20 protein-coding genes are annotated in these 18,606 nt (G+C 70.5%); 15 read left to right on the plus strand and 5 right to left on the minus strand.

Going from position 1 to position 18,606, the window contains the following annotated elements; translation table 11 throughout:
* Nucleotides 1-169 precede the first annotated feature (169 nt).
* A complete protein-coding gene (locus ACIBK0_RS15795; RefSeq protein WP_399079886.1) occupies nucleotides 170-688 on the plus strand; it encodes a DUF6328 family protein in 519 nt (172 codons plus the stop codon).
* Here ACIBK0_RS15795 and ACIBK0_RS15800 read toward each other — a convergent pair.
* Complete coding sequence (locus tag ACIBK0_RS15800; RefSeq protein WP_399079888.1) at nucleotides 642-1,259, minus strand: LysE family translocator; 618 nt, start codon at nucleotides 1,257-1,259, stop codon at nucleotides 642-644. The genes ACIBK0_RS15795 and ACIBK0_RS15800 overlap by 47 nt on opposite strands.
* 123 nt (nucleotides 1,260-1,382) lie before the next feature.
* Between ACIBK0_RS15800 and ACIBK0_RS15805 the strand changes: the two genes are divergently transcribed.
* Complete coding sequence (locus ACIBK0_RS15805) at nucleotides 1,383-2,309, plus strand: LysR family transcriptional regulator (protein WP_399079890.1); 927 nt, start codon at nucleotides 1,383-1,385, stop codon at nucleotides 2,307-2,309.
* A gap of 8 nt (nucleotides 2,310-2,317) precedes the next feature.
* Here the strand turns inward: ACIBK0_RS15805 and ACIBK0_RS15810 are convergent, their stop codons facing one another.
* Complete coding sequence (locus tag ACIBK0_RS15810) at nucleotides 2,318-2,776, minus strand: ATP-binding protein (RefSeq protein ID WP_399079893.1); 459 nt, start codon at nucleotides 2,774-2,776, stop codon at nucleotides 2,318-2,320.
* Nucleotides 2,777-2,988: 212 nt separating this feature from the next.
* Here ACIBK0_RS15810 and ACIBK0_RS15815 point away from each other — a divergent pair, with 212 nt between their 5' ends.
* Entirely contained in the window at nucleotides 2,989-3,846 is an 858-nt protein-coding gene (locus ACIBK0_RS15815) for a helix-turn-helix domain-containing protein (RefSeq protein ID WP_399079895.1), read from the plus strand.
* A gap of 9 nt (nucleotides 3,847-3,855) precedes the next feature.
* Nucleotides 3,856-4,080: a DUF397 domain-containing protein gene (locus ACIBK0_RS15820; RefSeq protein WP_399079897.1), complete on the plus strand. Its 225-nt coding sequence runs from the start codon at nucleotides 3,856-3,858 to the stop codon at nucleotides 4,078-4,080.
* A 12-nt stretch (nucleotides 4,081-4,092) separates the two neighbouring features.
* Here ACIBK0_RS15820 and ACIBK0_RS15825 read toward each other — a convergent pair whose 3' ends face one another.
* Complete coding sequence (locus ACIBK0_RS15825; RefSeq protein ID WP_399079899.1) at nucleotides 4,093-5,217, minus strand: 8-amino-7-oxononanoate synthase; 1,125 nt, start codon at nucleotides 5,215-5,217, stop codon at nucleotides 4,093-4,095.
* A gap of 160 nt (nucleotides 5,218-5,377) precedes the next feature.
* On the opposite strand from ACIBK0_RS15825, the gene bioB reads away from it, so the two are divergent.
* The 4 genes from bioB to ACIBK0_RS15845 all read left to right on the plus strand — a co-directional run bounded on the left by bioB (nucleotide 5,378) and on the right by ACIBK0_RS15845 (nucleotide 9,475).
* On the plus strand, nucleotides 5,378-6,598 hold the full coding sequence (bioB, locus tag ACIBK0_RS15830) for a biotin synthase BioB (RefSeq protein WP_399079901.1): 1,221 nt from the start codon (nucleotides 5,378-5,380) through the stop codon (nucleotides 6,596-6,598).
* Nucleotides 6,591-7,871 carry an adenosylmethionine--8-amino-7-oxononanoate transaminase gene (locus tag ACIBK0_RS15835; RefSeq protein ID WP_399079903.1) on the plus strand — a complete coding sequence of 427 codons (1,281 nt, stop codon included), beginning with the start codon at nucleotides 6,591-6,593 and terminating at the stop codon, nucleotides 7,869-7,871. Before bioB ends, ACIBK0_RS15835 begins: the two co-directional genes overlap by 8 nt.
* Nucleotide 7,872: 1 nt before the next feature.
* Nucleotides 7,873-8,589 (plus strand): dethiobiotin synthase, encoded by a 717-nt coding sequence (gene bioD / locus ACIBK0_RS15840; RefSeq protein ID WP_399079906.1) that lies wholly within the window; start codon nucleotides 7,873-7,875, stop codon nucleotides 8,587-8,589.
* A 205-nt stretch (nucleotides 8,590-8,794) separates the two neighbouring features.
* Nucleotides 8,795-9,475: a class I SAM-dependent methyltransferase gene (locus tag ACIBK0_RS15845; RefSeq protein ID WP_399079908.1), complete on the plus strand. Its 681-nt coding sequence runs from the start codon at nucleotides 8,795-8,797 to the stop codon at nucleotides 9,473-9,475.
* Here the strand turns inward: ACIBK0_RS15845 and ACIBK0_RS15850 are convergent.
* Together ACIBK0_RS15850 and ACIBK0_RS15855 are read right to left on the minus strand one after the other, a co-directional pair.
* Complete coding sequence (locus ACIBK0_RS15850) at nucleotides 9,470-9,844, minus strand: fic family toxin-antitoxin system, toxin component (protein ID WP_399079910.1); 375 nt, start codon at nucleotides 9,842-9,844, stop codon at nucleotides 9,470-9,472. The two genes, ACIBK0_RS15845 and ACIBK0_RS15850, sit on opposite strands and share 6 nt — an antisense overlap.
* Before the next feature lie 4 nt (nucleotides 9,845-9,848).
* A complete protein-coding gene (locus ACIBK0_RS15855) occupies nucleotides 9,849-10,088 on the minus strand; it encodes a toxin-antitoxin system antitoxin component (protein ID WP_028800409.1) in 240 nt (79 codons plus the stop codon).
* A 218-nt stretch (nucleotides 10,089-10,306) separates the two neighbouring features.
* Here ACIBK0_RS15855 and ACIBK0_RS15860 point away from each other — a divergent pair, with 218 nt between their 5' ends.
* The 7 genes from ACIBK0_RS15860 to ACIBK0_RS15890 all read left to right on the plus strand — a co-directional run bounded on the left by ACIBK0_RS15860 (nucleotide 10,307) and on the right by ACIBK0_RS15890 (nucleotide 18,590).
* Nucleotides 10,307-11,218 (plus strand): ABC transporter ATP-binding protein, encoded by a 912-nt coding sequence (locus ACIBK0_RS15860; protein ID WP_399079912.1) that lies wholly within the window; start codon nucleotides 10,307-10,309, stop codon nucleotides 11,216-11,218.
* Between the two features lie 7 nt (nucleotides 11,219-11,225).
* Nucleotides 11,226-13,793, plus strand: coding sequence for an FtsX-like permease family protein (locus tag ACIBK0_RS15865; protein ID WP_399079914.1), 2,568 nt, complete (start codon nucleotides 11,226-11,228; stop codon nucleotides 13,791-13,793).
* Between the two features lie 38 nt (nucleotides 13,794-13,831).
* Nucleotides 13,832-14,749, plus strand: a complete 918-nt coding sequence (locus ACIBK0_RS15870; RefSeq protein WP_399079916.1) for an LLM class F420-dependent oxidoreductase — start codon at nucleotides 13,832-13,834, stop codon at nucleotides 14,747-14,749.
* 56 nt (nucleotides 14,750-14,805) lie between these two features.
* A complete protein-coding gene (locus tag ACIBK0_RS15875) occupies nucleotides 14,806-15,231 on the plus strand; it encodes a GNAT family N-acetyltransferase (RefSeq protein ID WP_399079918.1) in 426 nt (141 codons plus the stop codon).
* 159 nt (nucleotides 15,232-15,390) lie between these two features.
* Complete coding sequence (locus tag ACIBK0_RS15880; RefSeq protein WP_399079920.1) at nucleotides 15,391-16,716, plus strand: hemolysin family protein; 1,326 nt, start codon at nucleotides 15,391-15,393, stop codon at nucleotides 16,714-16,716.
* Complete coding sequence (locus ACIBK0_RS15885; protein ID WP_399079922.1) at nucleotides 16,713-17,726, plus strand: hemolysin family protein; 1,014 nt, start codon at nucleotides 16,713-16,715, stop codon at nucleotides 17,724-17,726. Before ACIBK0_RS15880 ends, ACIBK0_RS15885 begins: the two co-directional genes overlap by 4 nt.
* Before the next feature lie 81 nt (nucleotides 17,727-17,807).
* Entirely contained in the window at nucleotides 17,808-18,590 is a 783-nt protein-coding gene (locus ACIBK0_RS15890; protein ID WP_399079924.1) for an SGNH/GDSL hydrolase family protein, read from the plus strand.
* The last annotated feature ends 16 nt before the right edge of the window (nucleotides 18,591-18,606 follow it).

Raw genomic sequence — 18,606 nt, forward strand, 5'->3', positions numbered from 1 at the left:
TAAACATCGGCCACACCCCAAGCCCGGGGTCGTTGGATACGCCCCATATGTTGGGCCCGATGCGGGTTGGTTCGGGCGGGGCCCCCCCCCCGGCCCGAGGGGGTGACGGCGACGTACGCCGTCACCCCCTCGGGGCTTGAAAGCGGGATGAACCGGTTACTCGTGCACCATGGCCGAGCAACCTGACCCCGCGGCACGCCACGAGACGCGCCTCGAACGCGCAGACCGCAATTTCGCGGAACTGCTCCAAGAGTTGCGCGTCATCCAGACCGGGGTACAGATCCTCTTCGCCTTCCTGCTGACTCTGGCCTTCACCCAGCGTTTCCCGTCCCTCGACACCGCACAGCGCGCCACCTACGTCGCCACACTGCTGCTCTCGATGCTGGCCGCCGTCCTGTTCATGGCCCCTGCCGCCCTGCACCGGTCGCTGTTCCAGCAGAACGTGAAGCCCCTCATCGTGCGGGTCTCCTCGCGGCTGGCCCACGTCGGTCTGTATGTGCTGATGCTGGCGTTCACCGGATCGGTGCTCCTCGTCGTGGACGTGGCTCTGGGGCGCGGCGCGGGTGTCGCCGCCGGCGCCGGCACGCTGGCCGCCTGTCTGGGGCTGTGGGCCCTGCTGCCCCGGCTGGTGCGGCGTGGCGTCAGCTCCTCAGAGGCTCGAGCAGAAGCACCAGACCGAGAATCGTGAGCGCGGTGCCGGTGACCGCCTCGACGGCCCGGGCGGCACGCGGCCTGCGCAGCCACCGGCCGAGCCGGTCCACCAGCAGGGCCACCGCGGGGAACCACACCAGGGCGAGAACGACCACGATCAGCGCCAACAGCAGGGTCCGGGGCAGCGCGGGGCTGCCCGCGGGCACGAACTGTGGCAGCAGGCTGAGGAAGGTGATCGGCGCCTTCGGATTGAGCGCGTTGGTGACGAAGCCCTGGCGCAGCGGGCGCGCGTCGGGCCCCGCTTCGTCCGCCACCGCCCGGCGGGGCCGTCCCAGCGACCTCAGTGTCCGTACGCCGAGATACAGCACATAGGCGCCGCCGAGCAGCCGCAGCGCGCGGAACAGCGCGGGTACGGCGGTGAGGACCGCGGCGACCCCGGCGACGGCGAGCGCCGTGTGCAGGAGCAGCCCACCCGTGACGCCGAGCGCGCACGCGACTCCGGCCCGACGTGAGACCAGGGCGTTGCGTACGACGACGGTGAAGTCCGCGCCCGGCATGGCGACCATGCCGGCTGCGACCCCCGTGAAGGCGATGAGCTGTGCGTCCATGAGCACCAGACTGCCTCCGCCGGGCCTTCAGCAGGTATGTCGAATATTCTGGGTGAGCCTTAAGCAATCGTTTAGACCCAGGCAGCCCAGTGCCTGGGGGGCCCGGGCAGCAGGAGGGGCACGATGTACGACCCGACGCGGCTCGCGGCGCTGGTGGCGGTCGCCGAGGCGGGGTCGATCACCAGGGCCGCCGAGCGCCTCGGCTACACCCCGCCCGCGCTCTCCCAGCAACTGGCGAAGCTGGAACGGGAAGCCGGCGCGACCCTGCTGGTGCGGTCGCATCGCGGGGCGCGGCTGACGGCCGCGGGCGAGCTGCTCGTGGCGCGGGCCCGCCGGGTCCTCGACGAGATGGAGCAGGCCCGGCACGAACTGGCGCGCCTGGCAGGTCTGTCGGGCGGAACACTGCGGCTCGGTACCTTCCAGACGGCGGGCATCCATCTGCTGCCGCCGGTGCTCAGCGCCTTTCGCCGGGCCCATCCCGACGTAGAGCTCGCGGTGGCCGACTACGAGCCTCCGGAGGGTATTTCGGCGGTCGCGGCGGGCGAGGTCGACCTGGCCCTGACGCACATCTACGAGCCCTCCACCCCCGTGCCACTGCCGTCGTCCGTGCGCGCGGAGCCGGTCCTGGTCGAGGAGTTGGTGCTGGTGACCGTGCCTGGGCATGTCCTCGCGGGCGGTTCGGCGCGGCTGCCGCTGACCGAACTCGCCGGACAGCCCCTGATCAGCATGGCCCCGGACCTTCCGGCCCGGCAGGGCGTGGAGGCCGCGCTGGCCCGGGCCGGGGCCACCCCCGCGGTGCTGGTCGAGACCCCGGGGTACGCCCTGGTGTGCGCGCTGGTCAGCGCCGGGCTCGGGGTCGCGGTCGTACCGGAGATGGTGGCCACGACCGCGGCGACACCGGTGGGAACGCGGCTGCTGGAACCAGGCGATCTACGCCGGACGATCTCGGTCGTCCATCGGACCGACGAGGCGGCACCCGCGGCCGACGCGTTCCGTGCCCTGCTGCGCGGCGCCTTCGGACGGGCCGGGCAGTACAGGCACGACAACTGAGCCGCTCCTTACGGCTCTTGAGGCCCCCCGGCCGCCACCGGCTGGACCGGTGCCGTCCAAGGCAGTTCGATGGAGACGGTCTTGCCGCCCTCCCGGGTCGGCCGAACGGTGAGCCTGCCGCCGCACTCGGCGGTCAGCCAGCGGATGATCACCATGCCGCGGCCGTTGTCCTGCTGGACGGCCGCGGGCAGCCGTTTGGGAAAGCGCGGGTGGCTGTCGGTGACGCCGAGGCGCAGGTGTTCGTCTCGGTCGAGCCGGACGTCCACCGTGAAGGTGGGCGACTGCCCGAAAGTGTGCTGGACGGCGTTGGTGGCTAGTTCGGACACGATCAGGCGTACGGTGTCCGCGACTTCGGAGTCGCACGGCAGGCCCCATTCGACCAGCACATCGGCGACGAATTTCCGGGCCGCGGAGACCGAGGCGGGATCGCTCGGCAGAGTGACGGATGCTTCCTGGTGATCTGCCATGGCGACGTCGTCCTTTTCCCACGGGACCGGAGTCCGACACGGAGCGGATGGTTCGAGTACGGTCCCGGACTGGTGCTTCGCGCCAGACTGCCATCACCGGGCCGGTCACGGGTGCGATCCACCAAGATATGCATATATCTGTCGCTCGAAGCGGTGAACTCTGCGACGGCAGACTCTATTTGGGCGGCTCGGAAGGAGTAAGGAGTACGGCCATGCAGCACGGTCCCGCGGTGCGCCGCCGCAAGCTCGGTGCCGAACTGCGCGCGCTGCGCGCCGATACGGGCCTCACGAGTGGTCAGGCGGCCCGCCTCCTGGGCTGGCATCAGTCGAAGGTGAGCCGGATCGAGACCGGCACCAGCGGGGTGAAGCCGGCGGACGTAGCACGCCTGCTGGACGCGTACGGCGTCGAGGATCCCGAATTACGAGACCTCCTGGTCGTGTTGGCGGGTTCCGAGGGCAATGGACGGCACCACTGGTGGCACGCCTATCGCGGGGTACTGCCACGGACATACCGCGACTTCATCAGCCTGGAGTCGCAAGCCAGTGGGATGCGCACGCTGGAGACCTCCGTCGTGCCGGGGCTGCTGCAGACGCCCGAGTACGCCCGTGCGGTGACGCAGGCCGCGGTGGACGGACTGGAGGACTGCAAGCTCGACGCACTCGTCGAGGTGCGCCTCGCCCGCCAGGACGTGCTGCGTTCGAATCCGCCGCTGGAACTGAGCGCGGTCCTGGACGAGGCGGTGTTACGACGGGAGGTCGGCGGACCGGACGTCATGGCACGGCAACTGGAGCGGTTGCGGGAGGCCGCCACCCTGCCTCAAGTGCGGCTTCAGGTACTGCCGTTCGCCGCCGGCGCACACATCGGGGTCACCGGACCTTTCGTTATCTTCTCATTTCCGAACACAACTGATCTGGATGTGGTTGTTCTCGACCACTTGACGAGTAGCCTCTACCTCGAACGGAAAGAAGACCTTCAGGCCTACAGCGAGGCCTTCAACGCCCTTCAGATCCACGCCCTTTCGCCCGAGGACTCGTTGGATTACATCGCCGTGATTGGTGACGGCGCGTAAGGAGGCACCATGTCTGCACTGCCTCGGTACGTACCTTCCAGTACTTCTCTGCACGACGTGCGATGGCTGCGCAGCAGCCGCAGTACGGGAATGAACAACTGCGTCGAGACGGCACGCCCCGGACCGGGCCCCTGGTCCGGACTGGTGGCCGTGCGCGATTCCAAGAACACGGCGGGTCCCGCCCTGTTCTTCGCTCCTGCCGCGTGGGAGGGATTCATCGCCGCACTGAACTGACCGCTACCGCATTCACCGCTTCTGGCTGATCACGCGTACGGCATGCTCGATCTGTTCCTCGGTGAGGTCCGCGCGGGCCGTCAACCGCAGCCGTGAGATGCCGTCGGGCACGGACGGGGGACGGAAGCAGCCGACGGCCAGTCCCGCCTCACGGCAGTCGGCCGCCCACCGCACGGCCCGCTCGGGTGACGGCGCCCGCACGGAGACGACAGCGGCGTCCGGTCGCACCGCCTCCAGACCCTCGGCTGTCAGACGGGTGTGCAGCGCCGTCGCCACCGCGCACGCCCGCGCGGCCCGCGCCGGCTCACGGTGCAGCAGCCTCAGCGCCGCGAGGGCCGCGCCCGCCGCCGCGGGCGCGAGACCGGTGTCGAAGATGAACGTACGCGCCGCGTTGACCAGGTGGTCGATGACCGGGGCGGGGCCGAGCACGGCGCCGCCCTGGCTGCCGAACGACTTGGAGAGCGTGACGGTCACGACCACGTCCGGGTCGCCCGCGAGCCCCGCCGCGTGCGGCGCGCCCCTGCCACCGTCGCCCAGCACACCGAGCCCGTGCGCGTCGTCGACGATCAGCCCGGCCCCGTACTCCCGGCAGGCGAGGGCGAGTTCGGACAACGGCGCCGCGTCCCCGTCCACCGAGAAGACCGTGTCGGAGACGGCGACAGCGGGGCCCTCGTGGGTGCCGAGCGCCTTGCGCACGGCGTCGGGGTCGGCGTGCGCGACGACCTGTGTGGTGCCGCGGGCCAGCCGGCAGCCGTCGATCAGCGAGGCGTGGTTGCCCGCGTCCGAGACGACGAGCGAGCCGTGCGGCGCGAGCGCGGCGACGGCGGCGAGATTGGCCGCGTATCCGGAGGAGAAGACGAGCGCGGACTCGAAGCCGCAGAAGTCGGCCAGCTCGCGTTCGAGCTCGCCGTGCAGTTCGGTGGTGCCCGTGACGAGCCGGGAGCCGGTGGCACCGCCGCCCCACCTGCGCGCGGCACGGGCCGCGCCCTCGGTGACCTCCGGATGGCGGGCGAGACCGAGGTAGTCGTTGCTCGCGAGATCGAGGAGCGGCGAGTCGGCGGGGCGCGGGCGCAGCGTGCGCACGAGTCCGGCCCGGCGGCGCGCCTCGGCCTGCTCGTCGATCCAGCCGAACGCCATGTGTCCTCCGGGCCGTGGTGAGGGGTGTTTTGTAGGCAGTGCACAGACCCTAGCGGGCGGACCAGCCGCCCAGGATGTGGCAATACCCACACGTCGATCCGTCTCTGTTGTCCAAACTCTCCTTGGCCGAGAGCGGTCGCATAGTCCAGGATCGGACCTCATGGACCTGCTGAACACGCTGGTGGACAAGGGGCTTCGGCGCGAGCTGCCGACCCGGGACGAAGCTCTGGCCGTGCTGGCCACCTCCGATGACGATGTGCTCGACGTGGTGGCCGCGGCCGGCAAGGTGCGCCGGCAGTGGTTCGGCCGACGGGTGAAACTCAACTATCTCGTCAACCTCAAGTCGGGCCTGTGCCCCGAGGACTGCTCGTACTGCTCGCAGCGGCTCGGCTCCAAGGCCGACATCCTGAAGTACACCTGGCTCAAGCCCGACGAGGCCTCGCAGGCCGCGGCGGCCGGGCTCGCCGGGGGCGCCAAGCGGGTCTGTCTGGTGGCCAGCGGGCGCGGTCCGACGGACCGTGACGTGGACCGGGTCTCCGACACCATCAAGGCGATCAAGGACCAGAACGAGAACGTCGAGGTGTGCGCCTGCCTCGGCCTGCTCTCCGACGGCCAGGCCGAGCGGCTGCGCGAGGCGGGCGCGGACGCCTACAACCACAACCTGAACACGTCCGAGGGGACGTACGGGGACATCACGACCACGCACACGTACGCCGACCGGGTGGACACGGTCGAGAAGGCGCACGCTGCGGGACTGTCCGCCTGCTCGGGTCTGATCGCCGGAATGGGCGAGTCGGACGAGGACCTCGTCGACGTCGTCTACGCGCTGCGCGAGCTCGACCCCGACTCCATTCCGGTGAACTTCCTGATCCCCTTCGAGGGCACCCCCCTCGCCAAGGAGTGGAACCTCACCCCGCAGCGCTGTCTGCGCATCCTCGCGATGGTCCGGTTCGTCTGCCCGGACGTCGAGGTCCGCATCGCGGGCGGCCGTGAGGTCCATCTGCGCACCATGCAGCCGCTGGCCCTGAACCTCGCCAACTCGATCTTCCTCGGCGACTACCTCACCAGTGAGGGCCAGGCCGGCAAGGCGGACCTGGACATGATCGCCGACGCCGGCTTCGAGGTGGAGGGCGCGGGCGAGGTGACGCTGCCGGAGCACCGGGTTTCGGTGGGTGGCGGGTGCGGCTCGCACGGGGACGCCGGATGCGGCTCGCACGAGAGTGCCGGGTGCGGGTCCCACGACGGGGGCTCTGTGTGCGGCTCTGCTTCTGCAACTCCTGCGGCTTCTGCGGCTTCTGCGGAGAAGCCCGCCGACGCCCGTACGGACCTCGTCGCCGTACGCCGCCGAGGTGCCGGAACGGATCTCGCGCCCAATGCCTGACCTGTCCGTCGAGGAACTGCTCGACCTCGACCGGCGGCACGTCTGGCATCCCTACGGGCCGATGCCCGGCCGCCAGGAACCGCTGGTCGTGGAGTCGGCGAGCGGCGTGCGCCTGCGCATGGCCGATGGCTCGGGTGAACTGGTCGACGGCATGTCGTCCTGGTGGTCGGCCATCCACGGCTACAACCACCCGGTGCTCAACGACGCGGTGCGCGACCAGCTGGAGCGCATGAGCCACGTCATGTTCGGCGGGCTCACCCACGAGCCCGCCGTTCGGCTGGCGAAGCGCCTTGTCGACATCTCGCCGGAGGGCCTGGAGCACGTCTTCCTCGCCGACTCCGGATCGGTCTCGGTCGAGGTCGCCGTCAAGATGTGCCTCCAGCACTGGCGCTCCCTCGGCCGCCCCGGCAAGCAGCGGCTGCTGACCTGGCGCGGCGGCTACCACGGGGACACCTGGCAGCCGATGTCGGTGTGCGACCCCGAGGGCGGGATGCACGAGCTGTGGCAGGGCGTGCTCCAGCGCCAGGTGTTCGCCGATCCGCCGCCGGTCGCCTACGAGGAGTCGTACGCCGATCAGCTGCGCGAGCTGATCGAGCGGCACGCCGACGAGCTGGCCGCGGTGATCGTGGAGCCGGTGGTGCAGGGCGCGGGCGGGATGCGGTTCCACTCCCCCGCGTATCTGCGCGTGCTGCGAGAGGCGTGCGACGCGCACGATGTGCTGCTCGTGTTCGACGAGATCGCGACCGGCTTCGGCCGTACCGGCGAGCTGTTCGCGGCGGAGCACGCGGGCGTCACGCCGGACGTGATGTGCGTCGGCAAGGCGCTGACCGGCGGCTATATGACGATGGCGGCGACGCTGTGCACCTCGCGGGTGGCCGACGGCATCTCGCGGGGTGAGGTCCCGGTGCTGGCGCACGGGCCGACCTTCATGGGCAATCCGCTGGCCGCCGCCGTGGCCTGCGCCTCGATCGACCTGCTGCTCGGGCAGGACTGGCAGACCGAGGTCAAGCGCATCGAGGCGGGGCTGCGCGAGGGACTGGCTCCGGCTGCGGAGCTTGACGGGGTTCGTGACGTACGTGTCCTGGGTGCCATCGGCGTCGTCCAGCTGGACCACGAGGTGGACATGAAGGCGGCGACGGTGGCCGCCGTGCGCGAGGGCGTGTGGCTGCGGCCGTTCCGCGACCTCGTCTACACGATGCCGCCGTACGTCACGAGCGACGCCGACGTGGCACGGATCGCGCGCGCGGTGTGCGCGGCGGCACAGGAGGGATGACATGCCGGTACTGGTGATCACGGGCACGGGCACGGAGGTCGGCAAGACGGTCACGACGGCCGCCGTCGCCGCGGTGGCCGTCGCGTCCGGGCAATCCGTGGCCGTGCTCAAGCCCGCGCAGACCGGTATCGGTCCGGACGAGCGCGGTGACGCCGACGAGGTGGCCCGGCTCGCGGGCACCGTCACCACGCTCGAACTCGCCAGGTACCCGGAGCCGTTGGCGCCGACGACGGCCGCGCGACGCGCCGCGCTCGCGCCGGTACGGCCTCAGGAGGTTGCGGAAGCGGCGGCCAAGCTGGCCACCGAGCACGACCTCGTGCTGGTGGAAGGTGCCGGCGGGCTGCTCGTACGGTTCGACGACGACGGGGGCACCCTGGCGGACGCGGCGCGGCTGCTCGACGCCCCGGTGCTCGTGGTCGCTTCGGCGGGACTGGGCACGCTCAACACGACGGAGCTGACGGCCCATGAACTGCGGCGCCGGGGGCTGGACTTCGTCGGCATCGTCATCGGAAGCTGGCCCAACGACGCGGACCTGGCCTCCCGTTGCAACCTCGCGGACCTGCCGACGGTGGCCGACGGTCCACTGCTCGGTGCGGTCCCGGCGGGCGCGGGGGCCTGCACGCCCGCCGACTTCCGCGCGGGTGCGCAGACGTGGCTGGCACCCCTACTGGGCGGCACCTGGGACGCGAGCGCCTTCGCTTCGGCCTACGCCCCCTGAGGGCCGCGGAAGTCTGTACCCCGTAGGAGGCACCGAACCCCCGCGCCCGGTTAGGGGCGCGGGGAACTGCGCGATCAGCCGGAGACGAACCGCAGCCGGCGAGCTGCGACGACTCGCTCACCCCGGACACCACGGCGCGCGGCGCGTGTGGCGGACGTCCTGGGGGGACAATCACGGTAAGGCCCGTCCTCCCGGGAGGTCCGTCATGCCGCTCAGGCCAGCCGACTCAGGCAAGCTGACTCGAGATCCCGTGCACCATCCGCTGTTCGCCCGCTACTACGCCCGGATCAGTGTGACCGCCGAGACGCGGCTGGGCATGGGCGGGGTGCGCGGGCGGCTGCTCGCCGGCCTGTCCGGGCGGGTCATCGAGATCGGCGCGGGCAACGGTCTGAACTTCGCGCACTATCCGAGCGCCGTCTCGGAGGTCGTCGCCATCGAACCCGAGCGGCTGCTGCGGCAGTTGGCCGTGGAGGCCGCCCTGCGCTCCGACGTGCCCGTCGACGTGGTGCCGGGCGCGGCGGAGGCTCTGCCGGTCAAGAGCGAGGCATTCGACGCGGCCGTGGTCTCGCTGGTGCTGTGCAGCGTGCGCGATGTGCCGCGCGCCCTCGCCGAACTGCGACGCGTACTGCGCCCCGGCGGCACCCTGCGGTTCTTCGAGCACGGCAAGGGCGGCGGGCGCGCGATGGCGTTCACCCAGCACGGCCTGGACCGCACCGTGTGGCCGCGGCTGAACGGCGGCTGCCACCTGGCCCGCGACCCGATCGCGGCGGTGCGCGACGCCGGATTCGAACTCGGCCCCTACCGGCGCATGTTGATGCCCGAGAAGGGGCCGCGGCTGCCCACCTCCTACTGCGTGCTGGGCACGGCGTGGCGCCCGGACTCATAGGCTCCACTGGCGCAGCTGCTGCGCGATGTCGTGCACGGTGGCGTCGCCGCCCTTGACCAGTCGGGCCAAATCGCGCACCTGCTCGGGAGAGGTGACGACCTTCAGGCCGCTGGCGACGAGATAGGCGTACGCGACGGCCGAGGCGAACATCGCGTTGGAGCGTTCGAGCGCCGGTACGTGCAGCAGGAGCTGGAGCAGCGCGGCGGCGCGGGTGTGCGGGCTGTCGTAGACGGGAATGCCGAATATCTCCGCCTCGTGCCGGCTGACGGCGGCGACGAGGGCTCCCCAGTCGGTGACCTGGGGATCTCCGGGCGTCTTCTGTTCGGCGATCATGAGGAGCCAGGCAAGGTCGACTCTGAGACTGCTCAAGGGATCAACGACGACCTTCGCGGGTGCCTTCGCGGTCCGCGCCGAATTCCTCGGCGAAGACGGACTCGTACTGCTTCATGAAATCGGCGGCGGCCTCCACGAAGGTGTGGCCGACTTCTCCGGTGTCCTGTCTGACCAGCTCTTCGATGTAGCGGTTCACGCTCATCCCGCGCTCCAGGGCTCGCTCACGGGCGGCGCGGGCCGTGCCCTCGTCCACCCGTACGTTCAGCTGAGTCTTCGCCATGCTTCGAAGCTAGCGCTGAATTGCTAGCACCGGCAAGAGGGCCACGGATGGACACGAAGGTGGAGAGCGCCGGTGGAGAGTGCCCCTTACACGGGTATCAGGGGCACGACCTGCGGCGGAGAACGCGCGGGACCTCGGGGGGATACCGAGTGTGCCTCGGATCACATTAGGCTCGGCCGGACAAAGGAGTCGGGACGTCCATCACCTAGGAGGCGGCCTTGTCCACACCTGCTGCGGAGCGCGCCGTCGGCCGCGCGGAGGCGGATCCGATCGCCGCCCGCGCCCGCGGGCTGACGAAGGCGTACGGCTCGGGCGAGACGACGGTGCTCGCCCTCGACTCGGTCGATGTGGACATCGCGCGCGGCCGCTTCACCGCGGTCATGGGTCCGTCGGGCTCCGGGAAGTCCACCCTCATGCACTGCCTGGCGGGGCTCGACAGCGTCTCGGCCGGACAGGTATGGCTGGGCGACACCGAGATCACAGGGCTGAAGGATCGTGAGCTGACCCGGTTGCGGCGCGACCGGATCGGCTTCATGTTCCAGTCGTTCAACTTGATCCCGACGCTCAACGCGGCGGAGAACATCACGCTGCCCATGGACATCGCGGGCCAGAAACCCGACCAGAAGTGGCTGGACCAGGTCATCGACACGCTCGGCCTGCGTGACCGGCTCAAGCACCGGCCGGCGCAACTGTCCGGCGGCCAGCAGCAACGCGTCGCCTGCGCCCGCGCGCTCGCCTCGCGCCCGGAGCTGATCTTCGCGGACGAGCCGACGGGCAACCTCGACTCGCGCGCGGGGCTCGAAGTCCTCGGCTTTCTGCGCGAGGCGGTCGACGAACTGGGCCAGACCGTCGTCATGGTGACGCACGACCCGGGCGCGGCCGCCCACTCCGACCTGGTGCTCTTCCTCGGGGACGGGCGGATCGTGGACGAGATGGAGCGGCCTTCGGCAGAGGCGGTGCTGGAGCGGATGAAGCGCTTCGACACGATCCGGGTGACCTTCGACGGCGGGGGCGGCGGCTCCGCTGGGACACCCGCTGCGGGCGCCCCGGGTGACGTACCCCTTGACAGCAGCCCCGGCACGGCGATTCCCGAGGCCGGCTCCGGCGACGTAACCCTCGAAAAGGACTGAGGCGGGCGTGCTCAAAGCGACTCTGCGGAGCTTTCTCGCGCACAAGGGACGGCTTCTGCTCTCGGCGCTGGCCGTCGTGCTGTCCGTTGCGTTCGTCGCGGGCAGCCTCATCTTCTCGGACACGGTGACCCGGACCTTCGACCGGCTCTTCGCCTCCACCTCGGCCGATGTGACCGTGGAGCCGAAGAACGACCTCAGCTCACAGATCCCGACCGGCGCCACCCAGACCGTGCCCGCTTCCCTCGCGGACCGGTTGACGAAGATCGACGGCGTCGCCGCCACCCATGTGGACGCGGCGGTGGAGAACGCCACGGTCGTCGACAGCAAGCACGAGTCGGTCGGCCCGACGACGGGCGCCCCCACCATCGTCACCAACTGGGAGGTCACCGAGCGCAGCCCGGTGAAGCTGACCTCCGGTCATGAGCCCCGGGGCGACGGCGAGGCGCTTCTGGACGCGGACACCGCGAAGAAGAAGCACGTCCGCATCGGCGACACCCTGACGGTGCAGGCGCAGCCCGGCCCCTTCAAGGTGCAGATCGTCGGGATCGCCACCTTCACCACCACCAACCCCGGTGCCGCGCTGATCTTCCTCGACACCCCGACCGCACAGACCAAGCTGCTCGGCAGCCCGCAAGCCGCCACGAGCATTTCCGTGGACGCGGCGCCGGGCGTCAGTGACGCACAACTCAAGCAGCGCATCGCCGCCGAACTCGGCACGCGAACGTACGACTTGAAGACCGCCGAGGAGCAGGCCAAGTCCGCCGCCGCCCAACTGGGCGGATTCCTCGACGTCATTAAGTATGTGATGCTCGGCTTCGCCGGGATCGCCGTGCTCGTGGGCGTCTTCCTCATCGTCAACACCTTCTCGATGCTGATCGCCCAACGCACTCGCGAGCTGGGCCTGTTGCGCGCCCTCGGCGCCGACCGGCGTCAGGTGCGCCGGTCCGTGCTCACCGAGGCGCTGCTGCTCGGCCTGGTCGGTTCGACGCTCGGACTCGCCGCGGGGATCGGGCTCGCACTGGGCCTGATCAAGCTCATGACCGCGTTCGGCATGAACCTCAAGTCGACCGAGATGGTGATCGGTTGGGCGACACCGGTCTCGGCGTACGTCGTCGGCGTCGGCGTCACCTTCGTGGCCGCGTATCTCCCGGCCAGACGCGCCGCGGGCGTCTCCCCCATGGCGGCCCTCGCGGACGCCGAAGTCGCCGGTGTGGGCCGGCCGTTGCGGGTGCGCGCCGTGGTCGGCGCGGTCGTCGGCGCGGTCGGTGCCGCCGCGCTCGCGGGGTGCGCCGCGTCGTCGAAGACCTCGACGGCCGCTTCTCTGCTGGGTCTCGGCGTCGTCCTGACGCTCATCGCCACGGTGATCGCGGGTCCGCTCCTGGTACGGCCGGTGATCCGGGTCCTGGGCGGGGCCTTCCCCGCGGTCTTCGGCTCCGTCGGCCGGATGAGTCAGCGCAACGCGCTGCGCAACCCCCGGCGCACGGGCGCCACCGCGGCCGCCCTGATGGTGGGCCTCGCCCTGGTCGGTGGAATGTCCGTGGCCAGCGCGTCCATGACCAAGTCCTTCGACCACCAGATCGACAAGACACTCGGCGCCGACTTCGTGATCCAGAACAGCAACTTCGTGCCGTTCCCGCGGGACCTCACCGACAAGGTGCGCGGCACCCAGGGCGCCGGGCTCGTGGTCCGCCAGCGGTTCACGCCGGTCGCGGTGCGGCTGCCGGACGGCAAGCGCATCGAGACGACCGCCGCGGCCTACGATCCGCGGCTGGACGACGTCGCCCACGTCACGTACGCGCAAGGGAACACCGCGGCGGCGCTCGGCGACGGTCATATCGCCATGGACGTGAAGTTCGCGAGGGAGCACGACGTGCGCGTCGGCAGCGTGATCCGCGTCGAATTCCCCGCCAAACGGAAGACCGAGCTGACGGTGGCGGCGCTCACCGACCAGGACGCCGCCAAGGGCTTCGGAATGCAGGGCGGCCTGTACTTCGGCTTCGGCACCATCGAGAAGTACGTGCCCGGCGGACAGGACTCCGCGCTGTATGTGAACGCGGCCTCGGGTACCGGCGCCGACCAGCTGCGCACGCGACTGGAGAAGACGCTCGACCCGTATCCGCAGGCAAAGGTCCTCGACCAGGCCGACTACAAAAAGCTGATCCACGATCAGATCGCCGTACTGCTCTACCTGGTGTACGCGCTTCTCGGCCTCGCGATCGTCATCGCGGTGCTCGGCGTCGTGAACACCCTCGCCCTGTCGGTCGTGGAACGCACCCGCGAGATCGGGCTGCTGCGCGCCATCGGGCTCGCCCGGCGCCAGCTGCGCCGGATGATCCGCCTGGAGTCGGTGGTGATCGCCGTGTTCGGGGCGGTCCTCGGCCTGGCGCTGGGGATCGTCTGGGGTGTGTGCATCCAGCAAGTACTCGCGCTGCAGGGCATGAAGGCGCTCGCCATCCCCTGGGCGACGATCATCGCGGTGGTGGTCGGTTCGGCGGTCGTGGGTATCGTGGCGGCGCTGCTGCCGGCGTTGCGTGCGTCGCGCATGAATGTGCTGGCGGCGATCGCGCACGAGTGATGTACTCGCGTCAAATCGCCTCCGGAGAAGGAGAGTTCATGCCGCGCCCCTTCCGTTTCGGCGTCAACCTGCTCAGCCCCGCAGCCGCCGACGCGTGGCGCGCCAAGTGCCGTCGGGCCGAGGAACTCGGCTACGACGTCATCACCGTGGCCGACCACCTCGGCATGCCCGCCCCGTTCCCGTCCCTGGTCGCCGCCGCCGAGGCGACCGAGCGGCCCCGCCTCGGCACGTTCGTGCTCAACACGGGCTTCTGGAACCCCACGCTGCTGGCCCGCGAGGTGGCCACCACGGACGCGCTGACGGGCGGGCGTCTCGAACTCGGCCTCGGCACGGGCTACGTACAGGCGGAGCACGAGACCGCGGGCCTGCCCTGGGGTTCGCCGCGCGAGCGGGTCGACCATCTCCTGTGCACGGTGGAGGAGTTGGACCGGCTCCTCGGTTCGGAAGCGCTCCCCCACTCTCGGCCGCACTCGAGCGGGGGGACCGCCATGCCGCAGGCGGTGCAGAAGCCTCGGGTCCCGCTGCTCATCGGCGCCAACGGCGACCGGATGCTGCGACTCACCGCCGAGCACGCGGACATCGCGGCCTTCACCGGCGCGCGCACCGTGGAGGGCGGCACGCTGGCGCCCCTCACGGACGGGGAACTCGACGAACGTGTCGCCCTGTTCAGGGAGGCCGCCGCCGGGCGCAAGGAGCCCGCCGAGCTCAACCTGCTGATCCAGATCGTCACCGTCACCGACGACCGTGCTGCCGCCGTTCAGCCCTGGCTGCCCCGCATTCCTCACCTGACCGAGCAACAGGTCCTGGAACTGCCGATCGTGCTGGTGGGCACCTTGGAGCAGATCATCGAGCAGGTGCGGGCGCAGCGGGAGCGGTACGGATTCTCGTATCTGACGGTGCTGGAGCCGAACATGGAGGCATTCGCCCCCGTCGTCGAGGCGCTGCGTGGCGAGTGACGTCCGGATACTGGAAATTCCGTAGCACGGGCGAGGGCCCGTGATGGGATCACGGCATGACTGACCCGCGTATACGGGCCGCGACGCCCGATGATCTCGACGCCGTGCTGGCCTTCTGGAAAGTGGCCGCCGAGGGCACCAGCATCAGTGACGACCGGGACGGCGTGGACCGGATGATCGCCCGCGATCCGGAGGCGCTGATCCTCGCCGAACAGGACGGCGAGCTGGCCGGCACGGTGATCGCGGGCTTCGACGGCTGGCGGTGTCATCTGTACCGTCTCGCGGTGCACCCCGAGCGGCGGCGCCTCGGTATCGGCGCGGCACTCCTCGCCGCGGCCGAGGAGCGTTTCGTACGGCTCGGCGGCCGCCGCGGCGATGCGATGGTGCTCCAGCGGAACGAGACCGCGCAGCATGCGTGGCGGGCGGCCGGGTATGCCCCCGAGGAACAGTGGCGCCGCTGGGTGAAGCCGCTCATCGACTAGGCCCACCGTCGACGAGAGCACTTTGCTGATCCTTTACTATTGGAGGGTCACTCGGTCTTTCAATGAAAGGTGTGAGCGTCCGCCCATGGGCGAGCCTCCCAGTACTCGACATCGCGCGATCCCCCCGCCCCTGGTCGACCATGGGACGGAGGTGACCCGATGACCGAAGTGCTCCTCCTCCTGGTAGCGGTCCTGCTCTCACTGGCCTGTGGCGCCTTCGTCGCCGCGGAGTTCTCCCTGACCACGGTCGAGCGCAGCGAGCTGGAGCGGGCCGTCGAGCGCGGTGAGCGCGGCGCGTCCGGCGCCCTCAAGGCCGTACGGAATCTGACCTTCCAGCTGTCCGGCGCCCAGCTCGGCATCACGGTCACCAACCTGGTCGTCGGCATGCTCTCCGAGTCGTCGATCGCCAAGCTCATCGCGGGTCCGCTGGAGTCGATCGGCGTCCCGCCCTCCGCCTCGAACTCGGTGGCCCTGGTCATCGGCACAGCCCTGTCGACGGTCTTCCTGATGGTCGTCGGCGAGCTCGTGCCCAAGAACTGGGCGATCTCCTCGCCGCTCGCGGTGGCCAAACGGGTGGCGACGCCGCAGCGCTGGTTCAGCGCCGCGTTCCGCCCGTTCATCACGCACCTCAACAACTCCGCGAACCGCATCGTGCGGCGCTTCGGCCTCGAACCCGCTGAGGAACTGGCCTCCGCGCGCGGGCCCCAGGAACTGGTGGCGCTCGCCCGGCACTCCGCCAAGCAGGGCGCCCTCGAGGCGGACACCGCCGAGCTGTTCGTGCGCACGCTGAACCTTGCCGACCTGACTGCGGAGAACGTGATGACACCGCGTGTGCAGGTCATCGCACTGGATGTGCAGGCGACCTGCGAGGACGTGGCGAACGCGACACGGGCGACCGGACTGTCCCGCTTCCCCGTCTACCGCGGCAATCTCGACTCGGTCGTCGGCATCGCGCACATCAAGGACGCACTCGCCGTGCCCGCGGACCGAAGGACCCGTATGTCCGTCTCCCCGATCATGCGTGAGCCGCTGTTCGTGCCGGAGTCACTGACCGTCGACCGGTTGCTCGACCGGCTGTCCGGCAAGCGCACCATGGCCATGGTCATCGACGAGTACGGCGGCACGGCCGGCGTCGCCACGTTGGAGGACATCGTCGAGGAGGTCGTCGGCGAGGTGCGGGACGAGCACGACCCGCACGAGACGCCCGATCTGGCCCCTGCGGGCACGGACATCGAGGGCCGGGCGCTGTACTCGGCCGACGGATCGGCCCGCACCGACCAGCTGGCGCGGGTCGGGCTGCGCGTGCCCGAGGGACCGTACGAGACGTTGGCCGGTTTCATGGCGGCCGAGCTCGGCCGCATTCCCGCCGTCGGGGACACCGTCCAGGTCGTCGGGTGGCTCCTCGAAGTGGTGGACGCCTCGGGGCGGCGAGCCGCGCGTGTGCTGCTGCACGCGCCGCACGGCGAAGAGGAGGGTGAGCGATGACCGTCGTACAGCTGCTGATCGGCCTTGCGACGCTGGTCGTGAACGCCTTCTTCGTGGGCGCCGAGTTCGCGCTGATCTCGGTGCGGCGCAGCCAGATCGAGCCTCACTCCGAGCGAGGTGACCGGCGGGCGCACAGTGTGCTGTGGGGTCTGGAGCACGTGTCCGTGCTGCTGGCCGCCGCACAGCTGGGCATCACCCTGTGCACGCTGGTCCTGGGCATCGTGGCCGAGCCCGCGATCGCGCACCTTCTGGAGCCGGTGTTCCACGCGGTGGGCGTCTCGCAGAACGCGGGTCACGCGGTCTCGTTCGTCATCGCGCTCACTCTGGCCACGTATCTGCACATGCTGCTCGGCGAGATGGTGCCGAAGAACATCGCGCTCGCGGAGCCGGTGCGCAGCGCACTGCTGCTCGGCCCGCCGCTGGTGGCGCTCTCGCGCGCGCTGCGCCCGGTGATCTTCACGGTCAACGCCTTCGCGAACGGGCTGCTGAAGCTGCTGCGGGTGGAGGCCAAGGGCGAGGTCACGGCGACCTTCTCGGACGACGAACTGGCCCGGCTGGTCAAGGACTCCAGCGCGGCCGGACTCATCGACGACCGCGCCCAGGAGCGACTGCACGACGCGCTGGAACTGGGCCGCCGGCCCGTGCGCGACGTCGTCCTGCCCGTGGAACGCGTCGTCTACGCGCGCGTGGGCGTCACGCCGGAGGAACTGGAAGGGCTGGCCGCCGAGTCCGGCTTCTCCCGCTTCCCCGTCGTCGACGAGGGCCGGCACATCGTCGGCTACCTGCACGTCAAGGACGCGCTCGACGCCATGCCGCGCGACGTGCCGTTCCGGGTGCAGGACATGCGGTCCATCGCCCGTGTCCGGGAGAGCACTCCCCTGGACGACGTGCTGACGGCCATGCGGCGCAGTCGTACGCACCTCGCGGCGGTCATGGGCAGCGATGGGCGGCTCGCGGGACTGGTGACCATGGAGGACGTGCTGCGGGAGTTGTTCGGGCAGCCGGCGTGAGCACGCCCGGCCACCGGGGCGTCGGCCCCCGGTGGCCCGACCGACCGACGGGTATGCGGTCGGGATACCATCCTTTCCGCCATGCAGACGAATGCCACCTACACCAGTCTTGTCGCGGTCGGCGACTCCTTCACCGAGGGCATGTCGGACCTCTTGCCCGACGGCTCCTACCGCGGCTGGGCCGACCTCCTCGCCGCCCGGATGGCGGCACGGACGCCCGGCTTCCGGTACGCCAACCTCGCGGTGCGCGGCAAGCTGATCGGGCAGATCGTCGACGAGCAGGTGGACGTGGCGGCCGCGATGCGGCCCGACGTGATCACGCTGGTCGGCGGGCTCAACGACACGTTGCGACCCAAGGTCGACATGGGACGCGTCCGCGGTCTCCTGGAGGAGGCCGTGGAGCGGCTCGCCCCCGCCTGCAAGCAACTGGTCCTCATGCGCAGTCCGGGCCGCAACGGCCCGGTACTCGAGCGCTTCCGGCCGCGGATGGAGGAGCTCTTCGCCGTGGTGGACGACCTGGCGGAACGGCACGGTGCGCTCGTGGTCGACCTGTACGGGGCGCCCTCGCTCGCCGACCCCCGTCTGTGGGACGTGGACCGGCTGCACCTGACGGCGGAGGGACACCGTCGCGTCGCCGAGGCGGTGTGGCAGACACTCGGGTACGAGCCGAAGGACGCCCAGTGGCATACGCCGATGGCGGCCACGGCGCCGCCCGGCTGGGTCGCCCGCCGCACCGCCGACGCCCGGTTCGCCAAGCAGCACCTGCTGCCGTGGATAGGCCGGCGGCTGACGGGCCGTTCCTCGGGTGACGGACGCCCGGCCAAGCGGCCGGAGCTGCTGCCGTACGAGGAGCCGGCGGGGTAGACATACGCCGGAAGGG

Origin of the sequence: Streptomyces sp. NPDC050564, assembly GCF_044457265.1 — a bacterium.
GTDB lineage: Bacteria > Actinomycetota > Actinomycetes > Streptomycetales > Streptomycetaceae > Streptomyces.